Raw genomic sequence first — 16239 nt, 5'->3', positions numbered from 1 at the left:
GGGACGGCGATCAGACATCCAGCCAGGGCGAGCCCCCGGCGGCGGTGGCGGTCAGCATTTCGGCCTCATGGCCGCCCAGCGCTTCGGCCATCAGGCGCCGCACGATGTCGGGCCGGTTGTTCTGCTCGCTCAGGTGCGCCGCGACCACATGGCGCAGCCCGTCGTGAAGCACCGCACGCGCGATCTCCGCGGCGGCGGCATTCGACAGGTGCCCGTAGTTGCCGCCCACGCGCATCTTGAGAAACGGCGGATAGGCCGAGCCGGCCAGCAGGTCGCTGTCGTGGTTGAACTCGAGCAGCAGCGCATGCACGCCGCTCAGGCGGTTCAGCACATGGGTGGTGGCGTGGCCCAGGTCGGTCAGCACGCCCAGCGTGCGCGCGCCGTCCGAGCAGCGCAGCTGCAGCGGTTCGCGCGCATCGTGCGGCACGGTAAAGGGCTGCACGGCGATGTCGCCGACTGCAAATTCTTCGTCATCGCGCGCCAGGTTCAGGCGGCCTTCGAAGTCGCGTCCGCCCGTGGCAAGCCAGGTGCCTTCGCTCATCCACACGGGTATTCGGTTGCGCCGCGAGAGCGTGTGGGCGCAGCCGATGTGGTCGCCGTGCTCGTGGGTGATGAAGACGGCGTCGATGTCGCCTGCGGCCAGGCCCGCCTGGGCCAGCCGCTGGTCGAGCTGCCGGATGCCGAAGCCGCAGTCGACCAGGAGCCTGGAGGTGCGGCCGCCGCTGGTCGCTTCGACCAGCGCGGCGTTGCCCGTGCTGCCGCTGCCGAGGCTTCGGAAGCGGAGCATGCGGGTTACTTCAGATCGTCGGCGATGACCTTGACGATGCGCTGTGCGTTGGCCGAGGTTTCGGGCGCACCGGCTTCGTTCTGCACCGAGACCGTGGTGGCCTCGCCCTGGCTCTTGACCAGGATGCGGAACTTGATCGGCTTTTCGTCCTTGGCCGAGCCGCTGAACAGCTTTCCGAAGAAGCCGGCTTCCTTCTTGTCGGGGTTGGGCGTCACGTAGCGCACGAAATAGACGCCGGCGCTGCGGTCGCGGTCTTCCACGGTGAAGCCGGTGCGGTCGAGCGCCAGGCCGACGCGGCGCCATGCGCGGTCGAAGCCTTCGCTGATCTGCACCACGGGCTGGTTGCCCACGCTGGCGACGGTGGCGGTCTTGGCCGGCGCCGAGGTGGCGGCCAGGATCTTCGACTGCTCTTGCGAGACGCCGAGCTTGACCATCAGGCGGCGCAGGAATTCGGTTTCGAGCTCAGGGTCGCTCGGGCGCGGTTGCCAGACGGTCTGGTCCTGGCGCGAGTTGTTGTAGACCTCCTGCATGCCGCGGTGGCTGATGAAGATCTCGGTGCCGTTCGGGGTGCGCTCGATGCGGGTGCGGAAGCGGTCCAGTTCGCCGGTGGAGTAGACCGAATCGACCAGCTTGCCCAGCGTGCCGCGGATGATGTCCTGCGGCAGCTTGGCGCGGTTTTCGGCCCAGTCGGTTTCCATGATGCCCAGGTTGCGCTGCTCGGTGGTCAGCAGAAAGCCGCTTTCCTGCCAGAAGTCCTTGGCCGGGTCCCAGAGCTGGTCGGGCGTACGGTTGACGACGATCCAGCGCTGCGTGCCGGCGCGTTCCATGCGCACGTCGCCGATGCTGGTCACGGCGGTGGGAATGCCGGGCGCATTGGCAATGCCGGCCTGGTAGGCGTTGGCGGTGACGGCACCGCCGGGCACCGCATAGCGGTTGTCGCGCGAGAGCTGCGACAGGTCGGGCGGGACTTCGAGCGTCGGGGCCTTGCCGGCGCTCTTGTAGTCGATCTTGTCGCTCTCGAGGACGGAGCAGGCGGCGAGGCTGGCGGCAAGTGTGGCCAGCAATGCAAATCGCGAAAGTTGCGAAAGGTTCTTCAACGTCGTCTTCCTTGTTGGAATGGTTCGGTCTGTCGTGGGCCGCAGCGCCCGCCATCTCTGAGCACAGTTCTGGCAAAAGGTTGCTTAACCCTGATGCGGCCGGGGGAATGAATCGGTGGAGGTGTGGGTGGGGTGGAGGCTCAGCCCTTGAGCAGGCCGGTGGCGCGCAGCGCGCCTTCGACGGCCGGACGGCTCGCTTCGCCGAGTTCGGTGAGCGGCAGCCGCAGGGCGCCGCCGCACAGGCCGAGCCTGGCCATGGCCCACTTGAGCGGGATCGGGTTGGGCTCGACGAACAGGTTGCGGTGCAGCGGCATGAGCTCGAACTGGATCTGCATCGCGCGCTTGACGTCGCCTGCGAGCGCCGCCACGCACAGCTCGTGCATCTTGCGCGGCGCGATGTTGGCCGTGACGCTGATGTTGCCCTGGCCGCCGCAGAGCATGAGCGCCACTGCCGTCGGGTCGTCCCCGGAGTAGACGGCAAAGTTCTTGGGCAGGTCGCGAATGAGCCACTGGGCGCGTTCGATGTTGCCGGTGGCTTCCTTGATGCCGATGATGCCGGGCACCTGGGCCAGGCGCAGCACGGTGTCGTGCGCCATATCGGCGACGGTGCGGCCGGGCACGTTGTAAAGCACCACGGGCAGGTCGCCCACGGCTTCGGCGATGGCCTTGAAATGCTGGTACTGGCCTTCTTGCGTCGGCTTGTTGTAGTAGGGCACGACCTGCAGCTGCGAAGCGGCGCCCACGCCCTTGGCGAACTTGGCCAGCTCGATGGCTTCCTTGGTCGAATTGGCGCCGCAGCCGGCCATGACGGGCACGCGGCCCTTGGCTTGCTCGACCGAGACGCGGATGATTTCGCAGTGTTCTTCCACATCGACCGTCGGCGATTCGCCGGTGGTGCCGACCACGCCGAGGCAGTCGGTACCTTCTTCGATGTGCCAGTCGATGAGCCGCCGCAGGGCGGGGTAGTCGACACTGCCGTCGTCGTGCATCGGCGTGACGAGCGCGACGATGCTGCCTGTCAGTTGCTCCAAGGGGGAATCTCTTTGTCGGTGGACGAAAGCGCCGATTCTACTTACTCCGGGCGCCGCAGCCGCAGCCGGGGCCGCCCCCTCAGTTTCCCTCGAGGGGCGCGCGCAGCGGCTGGCCGGGCACGGGCGCAGGCGGGCGGATCGCGGCGATGCGCTGCACGAAACGCGCCGGACCGGTCAGGAACCCGTCTTCGTAGGCCACCACGCGCAGGTCTGCGCAGGCGGCGAGCAGCTCGCCGGGCTGCAGCAGGAAGTCGGCCCGCGAGGGTTTGCCGACGGTCTCGTTGCCGGCGGCGAAGGTTTCGTAGAGAAGCACGCCCCCCGGTGCCACGGCGTCGACGATGTCGGCCAGGCGAGGGCGCCAAAGGTAGTTGGTGACGACGACCGCGCCGAAGGTCTGGCCGGCGAAGGGCCAGGGGCCGTTTTCGATGTCGGCCGTGACGGTGCGGCCGAAGGCGCTCGCGGCTTCGATGGCTTCCGATGAACGGTCGACACCCGTGGCCGCATGCCCGCGCCCCGACAGCCATTCCATGTGCCGCCCCGAACCGCAAGCCACGTCGAGCACGGTCGCGCCGGCAGCCAACAGATGCGACCAGCGCACGATCCATTCGGAAGGCGCCCCGGTGCCGTGCAGCGTGCTTGCTTCTTTCATGGGTGGATCAGGCAGGTCAGCTTCAGAAACAGGACCACACCTGATCGACCAGCGTCACCAGAAAGTCCGGATGGGTATAGAGCATGAACACGCCGCCCAGCACTCCCAGCGCGGCGGCGAGCCAGGCGGCATGCACGAGGTGGTGACGCGTTTGCGGTGTCATGGTGCGATTGTCTGCCCGTCCGGCATCAGCCCGGCACGGCTGCCGGCCCGGCCCCGCGCGCAATGGCGTGTTCCTTCACCGGCAGGTTGATCAGCGCCGCGAACACGCCCAGCGCAATCGAGATGTACCAGACCACGTCGTAGCTCCCGGTCGTGTCGTACAGGTACCCGCCCAGCCACACCCCCAGGAACGAGCCGACCTGGTGGCTCAGGAACACGAAGCCGCTGAGCATCGACAGGTGCGCCACCCCGAAGATGCCCGCCACGATGGCATTGGTCGCCGGCACGGTCGAGAGCCACAGAAAGCCCATTGCCGCGGAGAACACATACACGCTGATGGGCGAGATCGGCACGATCAGGAACAGCGCGATGGAGATCGCCCGGGCAAAGTAGATCGCCGCGAGGATCTTGCGCTTGGCCAGCGTCTGCCCCAGCAGGCCGACCGTGTAGGTGCCGAACACATTGAAGAGCCCGATCAGCGCCAGCGCGTAGCCGGCCACGTCGGCCGACAGGCTCCGGTCGCGCAGGTAGGTCGGCATGTGGATGCCGATGAAGGCCAACTGAAACCCGCAGACGAAATATCCCGCCATCAGCAGGCCGAAGCTCGGGTAGCGGAAGGCCTCGCCCACCGCCTGCAGCACCGACTGCTCGCGCTGCCCGGCGAGCGCCTCGCGCCGCGGCTCGCGCAGGCCGAAGGCCAGCGGCACGATCACCAGCACCAGCACGGCCAGCACCGCCAGGGCGGTCTGCCAGCCGAACTGGCCGATCAGGCGCCCTTCGATGGGCGCCATCAGGAACTGCCCGAACGACCCGGCCGCCGCCGCCACGCCCATGGCCCACGAGCGCCGCTCCGCCGGAATCTGCCGCCCGATCACGCCGTAGATCACCGCATAGGTGGTTCCCGCCTGCGCCGCGCCGATCAGCACGCCCGCGCTGAGGGTGAAGAGCAGCGGCGTCGGCGAATGCGCCATGCCCAGCAGCCCCAGCGCATAGAACACCGCGCCGCCGATCAGCACCCGGAAGGCCCCGAAGCGGTCGGCGAGCATGCCCGCGAACACCCCGAAGATGCCCCAGGAGAGGTTCTGGATGGCCAGCGCGAACGAAAAGGTCTGCCGGCTCCAGTCCTGCGCCTGCGTGATCGGCTGCAGCCAGAGCCCGAAGCCGTGGCGGATGCCCATCGAGAGCGTGACGATCATGGCGCCGCAGAACAGCACCTGCTTGATCGAGAGAGTGGGCGTGGGGGCTTGCATGGCGTCGAATGTAGCCACTTGCGCGCCGGGGCAGGTGCGCGGGCGCGCATTGCCATTGATGATTTATCCGCGCCGTTTCGATGCGCATCTGTCATCAAAGCGTTTGCTGTATGGGTATCCAGTCATTTGGTGGCGACTGACTACAATCCGCCCCCATGGCGACTCCCCCCAAGACCTCCTCAGATTCCGCTTCCGGCTATTCGGAAGGCTCCATCCGCGTGCTCAAGGGCCTCGAGCCCGTGAAGCAACGCCCGGGCATGTACACCCGGACCGACAACCCCCTGCACATCATCCAGGAAGTGCTGGACAACGCCGCCGACGAGGCGTTGGCCGGCCACGGCAAGAAGATCAAGGTCACGCTGCATGCCGACAACTCGGTGAGCATCGAAGACGACGGCCGCGGCATCCCGTTCGGCCTGCACCCCGAGGAAAAGGCCCCCGTGGTCGAGCTGGTGTTCACCCGCCTGCATGCCGGCGGCAAGTTCGACAAGGGCTCCGGCGGCGCCTACAGCTTCTCGGGCGGCCTGCACGGCGTGGGCGTGTCGGTGACCAATGCGCTGTCAAAGCGGCTCGAAGTGACCTCCCACCGCGAAGGCTCGATCGCCAAATTGGCCTTCAGCGCCGGCGACGTGATCGAGGCGCTCGAGATCCGCAAGCTCGAAGCCGGCGAGCGCCGCCAGGGCACCACGGTGCGCGCCTGGCCCGACGCCAAGTACTTCGAAACCGCCGCGCTGCCCATGGCCGAGCTCACCCACCTTTTGCGCAGCAAGGCGGTGCTGATGCCCGGCGTGAGCGTCACGCTCACCGTCGAAAAGACCAAGGAAGTGCAGCAGTGGCTTTACAAGGGCGGCCTGAGCGACTACCTCATGCAGACGCTCAACGGCGACCCGGTGATTCCGCTGTTCGAAGGCAGCGGCCATGCCGACAAGAACGCCGACAACTTCGCCGAAGGCGAGGGCGCCGACTGGTGCGTGGCCTTCACCGAAGACGGCCAGCCGGTGCGCGAGAGCTACGTCAACCTGATTCCGACCAGCGCCGGCGGCACGCACGAAAGCGGCCTGCGCGACGGCCTCTTCACCGCGGTGAAGGGCTTCATCGAGCTGCACTCGCTGCTGCCCAAGGGCGTGAAACTGCTGCCCGAAGACGTGTTTGCACGCGCTTCGTATGTGCTGAGCGCCAAGGTGCTCGACCCTCAGTTCCAGGGCCAGATCAAGGAACGCCTGAATTCGCGCGACGCGGTGCGGCTGGTTTCCAGCTTCGTGCGCCCCGCGCTCGAGCTGTGGCTCAACCAGCATGTCGACTACGGCAAGCGGCTTGCCGAACTGGCCATCAAGGCCGCGCAGACCCGCCAGCGCGCCGGCCAGAAGGTCGAGAAGCGCAAGGGCTCCGGCGTGGCCGTGCTGCCCGGCAAGCTGACCGATTGCGAGAGCAAGGACACGAGCCACAACGAAGTGTTCCTGGTCGAGGGCGACTCCGCCGGCGGCAGCGCCAAGATGGGCCGCGACAAGGAAAGCCAGGCCATCCTGCCGTTGCGCGGCAAGGTGCTCAACACCTGGGAAGTAGAGCGCGACCGGCTCTTCGCCAACACCGAAATCCACGACATCTCGGTGGCCGTGGGCGTCGATCCGCACGGCCCCAACGACTCGCCCGACATGAGCGGCCTGCGCTACGGCAAGGTCTGCATCCTCTCCGATGCCGACGTGGACGGCTCGCACATCCAGGTGCTGCTGCTCACCCTGTTCTTCCGCCACTTTCCCAAGCTCATCGAAGCCGGGCATGTGTATGTGGCCAAGCCGCCGCTGTTCCGGGTCGATGCGCCCGCGCGCGGCAAGAAGCCGGCCTCCAAGGTCTACGCGCTCGACGAGGGCGAACTCACCGCTACGCTCGACAAGTTGCGCAAGGACGGCGTGCGCGAAGGCGCCTGGAGCATCAGCCGCTTCAAGGGCCTGGGCGAAATGAACGCGGAACAATTGTGGGAAACCACGCTCAATCCGGACACCCGGCGCCTCATGAAGGTGCAGCTGGGACGCTTCGACTTCACATCCACCCAGGGCGAAATCACCAAGCTCATGGGCAAGGGCGAAGCGGCCGCCCGGCGCGAGTTGATGGAACTGCGCGCCGATGACGTCGATATCGATGTTTGATGCCCTGTGACACTTTCAGATTTCATGCGTCCCTTGCTCCTGGCCTTGCTGCTGTGCATGCAGCAGGGGCTCGCGCACGCCGCTGACATCTACGGCTACATCGACAGCAAGGGCGTCGCCCACTTCGCCTCCGAAAAAATCGACGAGCGCTACCAGATCTTCTTCCGGGGCGGCCAGAGTTTCGACACATCCAAGGGCATCTCGCCGCTCTCGCGCAGCGGGCGCAAGCTCGACGGCAAGGTGCCGCCCGCGTCGCAGACGCTGCTCGCGCTCTTCGAGGCCTCGCCCAGCTACAAAACCGCCAAGGCCGCGCTGCGCGATGCGTCGAACAAACACTCGATCGACTACGAACTGTTGCAGGCGCTGATTGCCACCGAATCGGGCTTCGACGCGCAGGCCGTCTCGCCCAAGGGCGCGATGGGCCTCATGCAGCTCATGCCCGCGACTGCGCAGCGCTATGGCGTCGCGGCGGACAAGCGCAGCACCATCGAAAAAAAGCTGTTCGATCCGCGCATCAACATCGCCGCGGGTTCGCGCTACCTGCGCGACCTGATCGCGATGTTCCCGGGCCAGATCGAACTGGCGCTCGCGGCCTACAACGCGGGCGAGGGCGCGGTGCAGCGCGCGGGCAACAAGATTCCGAACTACAAGGAAACGCAGAACTACGTGCAGACGGTGCTGCAGCTCTATGCCTACCTCAAGCCCTCGGCCGCGACCGGGGGCGGCGGCGGGCGCGGCGGCAATGCGCCCGGCCGCATCCGCATGGAGCTGGTGGTGCCCAAGGGCGGTGCCGTCGGCCGTGGCAACATGCCGCCCGGCTCGCCCGCCGGCATGCCGTCGATGCCCGACATCCCCGAGCCAGCGCCGGTTCCGCCCGGCGCCGCCGAGACGCCGGTGTCGTGATGGCGCTGTGTCTGCCATTCCTTCCGGCGACGAGCCCTGCCGGGTCTTCATCGAGGCGCCTTACTTCCACCCCGGGCTGAGCGCCAACGCGCGCGGCCCGCAGCCATTGATTCTTTCTTCTCTTCTTCTCCATGGACGACTCCCAACCTCCGCTCGATCTCCAGGGTCCCACCGACGGCGACACCACCCTCACGCTGGCCGACTACGCGCAGACCGCCTACCTCGAGTACGCGCTCAGCGTGGTCAAGGGCCGCGCGCTGCCCGATGTGTCCGACGGCCAGAAGCCGGTGCAGCGGCGCATCCTGTATTCGATGTCGCGCATGGGCCTGGGCTTCGGCGGCACCAACGGCACCGTGGGTGCCAAGCCCGTCAAGAGCGCGCGCGTGGTCGGCGACGTGCTCGGCCGCTTCCACCCCCACAGTGACCAGGCCGCCTACGACGCCCTGGTGCGCATGGCGCAAGACTTCTCGCAGCGCTATCCGCTGGTCGACGGCCAGGGCAATTTCGGCAGCCGTGACGGCGACGGTGCCGCCGCCATGCGCTACACCGAAGCGCGCCTGGCCCGCATCACCAGCCTGTTGCTCGACGAGATCGACGAAGGCACGGTCGACTTCATTCCCAACTACGACGGCAGCACCGAAGAGCCGCGCCTCCTGCCCGCGCGCCTGCCCTTCACGCTGCTCAACGGCGCGAGCGGCATCGCGGTCGGCCTGGCCACCGAAATCCCGAGCCACAACCTGCGCGAGATCGCCGACGCCTGCGTGGCGCTGATCAAGTCGAACGGCAAGCTCAGCGAAGAAGAACTGCTCACCATCGTGCCCGGCCCCGACTATCCGGGCGGCGCGCAGATCATCAGCGGCGCGGGCGACATCGCCGACGCCTACCGCACCGGCCGCGGATCGCTCAAGGTGCGCGCCCGCTGGAAGATCGAGGAACTCGCGCGCGGCCAGTGGCAACTGGTGGTCAACGAGCTCCCGCCCGGCGTCAGCACGCAGAAGGTGCTCGAAGAGATCGAGGAAATCACCAATCCGAAGGTCAAGGCGGGCAAGAAGGCGCTCTCGGCCGACCAGACCCAGCTCAAGGCCGCGATGCTGTCGATGCTGGACGTGGTGCGCGACGAATCCAGCAAGGACGCCGCCGTGCGCCTGGTGTTCGAGCCCAAGACCTCGCGCATCAGCCAGGACGAGTTCATCACCACGCTGCTCTCGCAGACCTCGCTGGAAACCTCTTCGTCGATCAACCTCACGATGGTGGGCATCGACGGCAAGCCCACGCAGAAGTCGCTGCGCCAGATGCTCAACGAGTGGATCGCCTTCCGCGAGATCACCGTCGAGAAGCGCTCGCGGCACCGGCTCAACAAGGTGCTGGAGCGCATCCACATCCTCGAAGGGCGGCAGCTGGTGCTGCTCAACATTGACGAGGTGATCGCGATCATTCGCGCGGCGGAGGACCCGAAGGCCGCGCTCATTGCGCGCTTCAACCTCAGCGAGCGCCAGGCCGAGGACATCCTCGAAATCCGCCTGCGCCAGCTTGCGCGGCTGGAGGCCATCAAGATCGAGCAGGAGCTGAAGGGCCTGCGCGAAGAACAGAAAAAGCTCGAAGAAATCCTGGGCAATCCGGCGGCGTTGCGCCGCCTGCTGATCAAGGAAATCGAGTCCGACGCCAAGACCTTCGAAGACCCGCGCCGCACGCTCATCCAGGCCGAGAAGCGCGCCGTGGCCGAAGTGAAGGTGGTCGACGAGCCGGTCACCGTCATCGTGTCGCAGAAGGGCTGGGTCCGCGCGCAAAAAGGCTGGGCGAGCGAGAAGGCCGGAGCGAACGGGGAAAAGGGCAGCACCACGCCCGAGTACAGCTTCAAGTCGGGCGACGCGCTCTACGGCGCCTTCGAATGCCGCAGCGTCGACACGCTGCTGGTGTTCGGCTCCGCCAAGGACAAGACCGTGCGCGTCTACACCGTGCCCGTGGCCTCGTTGCCCGGCGCGCGCGGCGACGGCCAGCCGGTCACCACGCTCATCGAACTCGACGCCGGCACGCACGTCACGCATTTCTTCGCGGGCCCCGTGGGCGCGAGCGTTCTGCTGGCCAACACCGGCGGCTACGGCTTCATCGCCACGGTCGAGAACATGGTGTCGCGCCAGCGCGGCGGCAAGGCCTTCATCGACGTGGGCGAGGGCGAACAGCTTTGCCGCCCCTCGCTGGTGGGCGGCGCGAGCGGCGCCGAACCGATGCCGGCGGCCACGCACGTGGCCTGCGCCTCCACGGGCGGCCGCATCCTGACCTTCGACATCGCCGAACTCAAGAGCCTGCCCAAGGGCGGCCGCGGCCTCACGCTGATCGACCTGGAACCCAAGGACACCCTCGCCGGTGCCGCGGCCTACACGCGCAGCGTGAAGATCGAGGGCATCGGCCGCGGCGGAAAGGAGCGCGACGAGACCCTGGAAATCCGCACGCTCAACAACGCGCGCGGCAGCCGTGCGCGCAAGGGCAAGGCGGCCGACCTGGGCTTCAAGCCGGCCAGCATCGTGCGGGTGCTGTGATGGGCGGCATCGACATCAGCGGTATCGACGTCAGCGTCATCGGCCTTTTCATCGCGGTGGTCACGGGCATCGGCAGCTATGTGCTGGGCCGGCGCATGCGCGAGAAGCGCGCGGCCAGGAAGCGGGAGAAGGACCGGATTGCATCGCAGGCCAACGAGACGCGGCAGGTGCGGCGGGCGCGCGAGCGGCGCGAGAGCGGAAAGTAGTCGGCAAGTAGCCGGCCAGCCGCAACAAAAAAGGCCCGCACGAGGCGGGCCTGAAAAGGATCTGTTCAAGGACCCTTGGAGAAAACCTCGAGCTTGCGCCGGTCTCAGAACGTGTGGCGAATGCCGAACTCGTAGCCGGTCGAAGTCTTGGGGCGCAGCGCCACCGAATTGAATGCGGCGGCGTACGACGGGCCGGCGCCGACCGTGAGGTTCGCGCCGTTCTTGTTGGAGACGCGCGCGATCGTGCCGTAGAGCGCGGTGCGCTTGGACAGGTTGTGCACGTAGCCCAGCGCCAGCTTGCTTGCCTTGGGGTCGGCCGGTGTCACGGCAAAGAGTTGCTGCGGCCGGTTGAAGTCGTACTTCACGCGCGAATACGACGCGCGGATCACGCCCGGGCCGATCGGCACGCTTACGCCCAGCAGGTAACCCGTGAGGTCCAGGTCCGGCGTGCGCGTGAAGATGTTGAGCGGATCGCGCTCGTCCCTGGAGCGCGAAACGATACCGAACACCTTCGCCACGCCGAAGTCATAGGTCGAGCCGAGGTTGAAGGTGTTGATCTTCCCCGGGCGCGCCACGGCGGCATTGCCCGTGCCGGTGGTGAAGGTGGTGTCGTTCTGCGCATAGCTGGCCGAGATGTCGAACGGGCCGTTGGCGTAGCCGATGCGGCCTGCGATGTGGCGGCCGGCGCTGGAGCGGTCGGCGCCGGCCAGGGTGTCCGGCGAGGTGCGGGTGCGCTCGTGCAGCGCGTATTCCACGCTGCCGTAGAAGCCGCCCAGCTTGGGCGGCAGGAAGTACTGCACCATGTTGCCGCTGCGCTTGTAGGCGCTGTTCGAGCCGAAGCCGGTGCCGCTCACGCTGGTTTCGTTGGCGTCGATGATCAGCGAGCCGCCGATGCCGGTGTCGCCGAACGGGTCGTACTGCTCTTCGGTGTACACCGTGGCGGTCTTGTCGCGGCCGATGCGGACTTCGCCGAACGCGCCCGACAGGCTCACGGTGGAGCGGCGCGAGAACGCCGAGACGCCGGTGGCACCGTCGTCGTTGGTGATCGGTGCTTCGAGCCAGAAGCCCGCAGCGAGACCGCCACCCAGATCTTCCACGCCGCGAAAGCCCAGGCGGCTGGAACTGAGGCCCGAGTTGGCGAGCTCGGTGCGGCTGGTCTTGACCGAGTAGACGGGGCCGAAGGGGGTGGCCGATTCGCTCTTGTTCGAAACGCTGCGCACGGCGGCATCGACCACGCCGAACAGGGTCACGGTGGACTGTGCCGAGGCTGCGCCGCAAGCGGCGAGTGCGGCCAGGACGACCAGGGATTTCTTCATTCGTATCACTCCATGAGGGGGAATCGCCGCTCCGGTCGAAGCGGGCGCTGGGCGCCTCGTGCCTTGCGGCATCGAGACAGTCATGGAGTGTTGTTGCCGAACAAGACAGTCTGATTGCGAACGAAAGTTGTCCCCTCGAAGCGAACGGCCGTGTCATGCGCGCGCCGTACGGCTGCGCTACGGATGCAGGAGCGCGTTGCCCGCGAGCTGGTTAGCGCAGCCCCTGCCACCACCGCGTGTTGGTCCGCGCCTGCCCCACCGTGACCACCTCGCCGACCACCGGCGTCGCCAGCTCGATGTTCCTGGCTTCGGTCAGGCGCGCGATGCGGTCCAGCGGGTCGTGCCAGTTGTGGAAGGCGAGGTCGAAGGTGCTGTTGTGCACCGAGAGGAACACCTTGCCCCGCAGGTCTTCGAAGGCCTGCACGCTCTGCTCGGGCGTCATGTGCACGCCGGGCCAGTAGGGGTCGTAGGCGCCGTTTTCCATCAGCGCCAGGTCGAAGCCGCCGAAGCGGTCGCCGATCTGCTTGAAGCCCGGAAAGTAGCCTGAGTCGCCGCTGTAGAAGATGCGCTGTTCGCCGCTTTGCACCACCCACGAGGCCCACAGCGTGCGGCCCCGGTCGGCGAGCGTGCGGCCCGAGAAATGCTGCGCAGGCGTGGCGGTGAGCTTCACCCCGTCGTGCGCGGCCTCATGCCACCAGTCCAACTCGCTCACGCGCTCCACCGGCACGCCCATCACCGCCAGCCGGGCGCGTACGCCCAGCGGCACGAAGTAGCGTTTGACGCTGTTCGCCAGGTACTCGATGGTCGCCACGTCCAGGTGGTCGTAGTGGTCGTGCGAGAGGATCACGCCCTCGATGGGTGGCAACTGCTCCAGCGTGAGCGGCGGCTTGTGAAAGCGCTTGGGGCCGGCCCACTGCACGGGCGATGCGCGCTCGCTGAACATCGGATCGATCAGCCAGTACTTGCCCTTGAGCTTGAGCAGGTGCGACGAATGGCCGAGCCGCACGACGTGGTTCGCCGTGGCGTCGAGCGCGTCCAGGTCCTTGCGTTCGAGCGCGCGTACCGGAATGGCATCGACCGGCACGGTGTCGACCTTGCTGCCGACGATGAAGCGCGACCAGATGCGCCAGCCGCTGGCCGAGGGCTTCTCTTCGGGGTTGGGCATGTTCTGGAACACGCCGTCCCTGAACTGCGGCGAGTTGTCGTAGCGTGTTTCGCCGCCGCCGGCCGCACTGCAACCCGCAAAGAAAGCGCAGCCCGCCGCCGCGAACGCGGTGCCCCTGCGCAGGAGCGCGGGCAGGTAGGAGCCCTGCGAAGCCGAATCGTCAGCCATGAAGAAAACCTCTGTCGTGTGTTGTGGATTGGAGGCGCGAGCCTAGCGGGAGCCCGCGCCCGGATGGTTTCAGCGACAGAAACATTCGGCGCGCAGGGAAATTCGGGGCCGGCCGGTGCAGGGCGCAGGTCTTATGCCATGCGTTCTATGGCCCCGGCGCCTGCAAAGCGCCAGACTGCGGGGCGCCATGGCTCCCATGGCCTGCCAGGAGGCCACACGCATGAGCGGCAACCGTTACCCCATCATCTACGTGCGCGGTTATGCCATGACCGAAGCCGAGCGCGACGAAACCGCGGCCGACCCGTTCTGCGGCTTCAACATCGGCTCCACGGTCTACCGCGCGACCGTCAAGAAAGACGCGCCGGCGCAGAAGTTCGTCTTCGAGTCGCCGGTGGTGCGCCTGTTGGCCGACTACCAGTACCAGAGCGTGTACCAGAACGGCCTGGACATCCTGGACAACGACTGGAAGCCCTCGCCCGACGAGACCGGCAAGGACGTGGACGGCATCCCCTCGGCCTCGATCGTCATCTACCGCTACTACGACACCGGCTCCGAGCTGCTGGGCGACGGCAAGTCGCGCAACATCAAGTTCTATGCGCAAGGCCTGAGCAAGCTGATCCTGCGGGTGCGCGACCTGGTGGCGCTGCGCGAGGGCGCGGCCGGCGCGCCGAAGAAGGACTTTCGCTGCTACCTGGTGGCGCATTCGATGGGCGGGCTGGTGGTGCGGGCCTTCCTGCAGAACCCCGCGCTGGGCGATGCCGCGGCGCGCGCCTGCGTGGACAAGGTGTTCACCTATGCCACGCCGCACAACGGCATCGAGATGGGCGGCGTCAACATCCCGGCCTGGCTCACGGCCGCCGAGATGAACACCTTCAACCGCGAGAAGATGGCCGAATTTCTCGCCACGCCGGCCATCGACGGCCGCATGGACTACCTGCCGGCTTCGGCCTTCCCGGCCGAACGCGTCTTCTGCATGGTCGGCTCCAACCGCGGCGACTACGAAACCGCCAAGGGGCTTTCGCGCATGTTCGCGGGCCATGGCAGCGACGGGCTGGTGCGCATCGAGAACGCCTCGCTCTGGTCGGTCGACGCGAACAAGAAAACGCAGCCGGTGGCCACCGCCTATGCCTTTCGCTCGCACTCGGGTTACTTCGGCATCGTCAACTCCGAGGAGGCCTATCAGAACCTCGTGCGCTTCCTGTTCGGCGACGTGCGGGTCGACCTGTGGTTCGATGTCGACGGCGTGATCCTGCCGCCCGACCTGCCCAAGGACGCCGATGTCGATGCGCTCTACCAGGTCGAGCTGCTCGCCTCGCCGCGCGGCAAGCGCTGGTACCTGAGCCGGCGCGTGGCCGAAGAAGATTCGCCGGCCTGCCGCACCCACAAGGAGCTGACCGATCCGAAGAAGCCCGAGCGGCGCTCGATCTATCTGTCGACCGTGTTCCTGGCCAACAAGGCCCGCGTCAACCAGAACCGCCCGACCCTCGCCTACGCCATGACGCTGGGTGTGCGCGTGCCCGACTACCAGGTGAACAAGAAGTTCTGGCTCGACGGCCACTACGAGGGCAGCTCGTTGTTTCGCGACACGCTGGTCATCGAGATCGCGCCGCCCCTGGCGGACGACCCGGCGCAGAACTGGAACGTCAAGTACGGCTGGCAGACCGACACCGCGGGGCAGGCGTCGCTGCCCATCAGCCCGAAGCAGCTGACCAACGGCAAGCTGCAGTTCATCGTGCCGCTCTCCAGCCTGGGCGCCGCGCCATCGGCGCCAGGCATCACCGGCAAGGTGCGCCTGGAGGTGAGCGCGTGGGATTGATGCCCCGGAGCGGTGCGCGAGGTCCACAATCGCACCCCACATGCATTACCTCCTCTTCATCGGCGCCTGCGTCTTCTTCGCCTTCATGGCGCCGCTCAAGCTCACCATCGCGGTATGCGCACTGGTGCTGTTCGTGACGGTGGTGGTGAAGATCTCCGCGCAGGTCGTCTCGGGCGTCACGCCGACCCTGGGCGAGTCGTTCAAGGCGGTGTTCTATGCCTCGCTGGCCGTGGCATTGGCGCTGCTGGGCTACATGAGTTTTTTCAGCGGAACCGGCATTCACCACGTCACAAGCGCGCCCGCGCTGGTGGCCATGGCGGGGCTGTTCGTTGCGTATACGCTGGGCTTCCAGATCGGCATCGGCACCTCGTTCGGCGCCAGTGCGATCATTGCGTTCATCTCGACCTTGCTGTCCGGCGCCATCCTCTGGTCGGTCAAGGGCCTTGCTTTCTGAATCCATTGCCAACGCCATGAAGACAGCCGTTCTGGTCATCGATGTGCAACGCGGCCTGTGCGACGACCCGCCGCGCCCGCATGAGTCGGAAGAAGTCATCCAGCGCATCAACGCGCTCGCATCCCGCGCCCGTGCGGCCGGCGTGCCGGTGGCGTTCATCCAGCACGAGAACGCGGTCGACCTGGAGTTCGACGCCGAGCGCTGGCAGCTTGCCGATGCGCTGCAGGTCGAGGCGGGCGACACGAAGATCCGCAAGACCACGCCCGATTCCTTTTTGCGCACACCGCTCGAAGCCTGGCTCGCCGGGCAGGGCGTGCGGCGCGTGGTGATCTGCGGCTACTCGTCGGAGTTCTGCGTGGACACCACCACCCGCCGCGCCGCCGCGCTGGGCTACGAGGTGGTGCTCGCGGCCGATGCGCACACCTCGCACGACAAGCCCCATGCCACCGGCGCTTTCATTCGCGCGCACCACAACGCAACGCTGTCGGACATCACGAGCTTCGGCGTGCGGATCAGCGCGGTCGACAGCGCGGAGATCGCGTTCGGCGATTGAC

Annotated in this window: 15 protein-coding genes; 7 read left to right on the top strand and 8 right to left on the bottom strand. The window is 67.1% G+C overall.

Going from position 1 to position 16239, the window contains the following annotated elements; translation table 11 throughout:
- Positions 1-10: 10 nt before the first annotated feature.
- The 6 genes from ABIC90_RS14300 to ABIC90_RS14275 all read right to left on the bottom strand — a co-directional run bounded on the left by ABIC90_RS14300 (position 11) and on the right by ABIC90_RS14275 (position 4976).
- Positions 11-787 carry an MBL fold metallo-hydrolase gene (locus ABIC90_RS14300; protein WP_354354910.1) on the bottom strand — a complete coding sequence of 259 codons (777 nt, stop codon included), beginning with the start codon at positions 785-787 and terminating at the stop codon, positions 11-13.
- 5 nt (positions 788-792) lie between these two features.
- Positions 793-1884, bottom strand: coding sequence for an outer membrane protein assembly factor BamC (gene bamC / locus ABIC90_RS14295; RefSeq protein ID WP_354354908.1), 1092 nt, complete (start codon positions 1882-1884; stop codon positions 793-795).
- Positions 1885-2024: 140 nt separating this feature from the next.
- Complete coding sequence (dapA, locus tag ABIC90_RS14290) at positions 2025-2951, bottom strand: 4-hydroxy-tetrahydrodipicolinate synthase (protein ID WP_436318214.1); 927 nt, start codon at positions 2949-2951, stop codon at positions 2025-2027.
- 43 nt (positions 2952-2994) lie between these two features.
- Positions 2995-3564, bottom strand: coding sequence for a class I SAM-dependent methyltransferase (locus ABIC90_RS14285; RefSeq protein ID WP_354354904.1), 570 nt, complete (start codon positions 3562-3564; stop codon positions 2995-2997).
- A 22-nt stretch (positions 3565-3586) separates the two neighbouring features.
- Positions 3587-3727 carry a hypothetical protein gene (locus ABIC90_RS14280; protein WP_354354902.1) on the bottom strand — a complete coding sequence of 47 codons (141 nt, stop codon included), beginning with the start codon at positions 3725-3727 and terminating at the stop codon, positions 3587-3589.
- 25 nt (positions 3728-3752) lie between these two features.
- Positions 3753-4976, bottom strand: a complete 1224-nt coding sequence (locus tag ABIC90_RS14275; RefSeq protein WP_354354900.1) for an MFS transporter — start codon at positions 4974-4976, stop codon at positions 3753-3755.
- 155 nt (positions 4977-5131) lie between these two features.
- On the opposite strand from ABIC90_RS14275, the gene ABIC90_RS14270 reads away from it, so the two are divergent.
- The 4 genes from ABIC90_RS14270 (at position 5132) to ABIC90_RS14255 (ending at position 10766) form a co-directional block, all read left to right on the top strand.
- Entirely contained in the window at positions 5132-7120 is a 1989-nt protein-coding gene (locus tag ABIC90_RS14270) for a DNA topoisomerase IV subunit B (RefSeq protein WP_354354898.1), read from the top strand.
- Between the two features lie 24 nt (positions 7121-7144).
- Positions 7145-8023: a lytic transglycosylase domain-containing protein gene (locus ABIC90_RS14265; protein WP_354354896.1), complete on the top strand. Its 879-nt coding sequence runs from the start codon at positions 7145-7147 to the stop codon at positions 8021-8023.
- A gap of 131 nt (positions 8024-8154) precedes the next feature.
- A complete protein-coding gene (gene parC / locus ABIC90_RS14260; protein WP_354354894.1) occupies positions 8155-10560 on the top strand; it encodes a DNA topoisomerase IV subunit A in 2406 nt (801 codons plus the stop codon).
- Positions 10560-10766 carry a hypothetical protein gene (locus ABIC90_RS14255; RefSeq protein ID WP_354354892.1) on the top strand — a complete coding sequence of 69 codons (207 nt, stop codon included), beginning with the start codon at positions 10560-10562 and terminating at the stop codon, positions 10764-10766. The genes parC and ABIC90_RS14255 overlap by 1 nt, the downstream gene beginning before the upstream one ends.
- 104 nt (positions 10767-10870) lie before the next feature.
- On the opposite strand, the gene ABIC90_RS14250 is transcribed toward ABIC90_RS14255, so the two are convergent.
- Together ABIC90_RS14250 and ABIC90_RS14245 are read right to left on the bottom strand one after the other, a co-directional pair.
- Positions 10871-12082 carry a porin gene (locus tag ABIC90_RS14250; RefSeq protein WP_354354890.1) on the bottom strand — a complete coding sequence of 404 codons (1212 nt, stop codon included), beginning with the start codon at positions 12080-12082 and terminating at the stop codon, positions 10871-10873.
- Positions 12083-12293: 211 nt separating this feature from the next.
- Complete coding sequence (locus tag ABIC90_RS14245) at positions 12294-13415, bottom strand: MBL fold metallo-hydrolase (RefSeq protein WP_354354888.1); 1122 nt, start codon at positions 13413-13415, stop codon at positions 12294-12296.
- 220 nt (positions 13416-13635) lie between these two features.
- Between ABIC90_RS14245 and ABIC90_RS14240 the strand changes: the two genes are divergently transcribed.
- Genes ABIC90_RS14240 through ABIC90_RS14230 form a run of 3 tightly spaced genes read left to right on the top strand, consistent with a single transcriptional unit; the run spans position 13636 to position 16238 of the window.
- Positions 13636-15231 carry an esterase/lipase family protein gene (locus tag ABIC90_RS14240; protein WP_354354886.1) on the top strand — a complete coding sequence of 532 codons (1596 nt, stop codon included), beginning with the start codon at positions 13636-13638 and terminating at the stop codon, positions 15229-15231.
- Positions 15232-15271: 40 nt separating this feature from the next.
- The gene (locus tag ABIC90_RS14235) at positions 15272-15685 is read left to right on the top strand and encodes a hypothetical protein (protein WP_354354884.1); all 414 of its coding nucleotides are present in this window, start codon (positions 15272-15274) and stop codon (positions 15683-15685) included.
- A 16-nt stretch (positions 15686-15701) separates the two neighbouring features.
- Positions 15702-16238: a cysteine hydrolase family protein gene (locus ABIC90_RS14230; RefSeq protein WP_354354882.1), complete on the top strand. Its 537-nt coding sequence runs from the start codon at positions 15702-15704 to the stop codon at positions 16236-16238.
- Position 16239: the final 1 nt, after the last annotated feature.

Source organism: Variovorax boronicumulans, assembly GCF_040544675.1.
GTDB classification, from domain to species: domain Bacteria; phylum Pseudomonadota; class Gammaproteobacteria; order Burkholderiales; family Burkholderiaceae_C; genus Variovorax; species Variovorax boronicumulans_D.
Note: the sequence above shows the minus strand (reverse complement) of the source record. Positions and strands in the feature narration are given on the sequence as shown.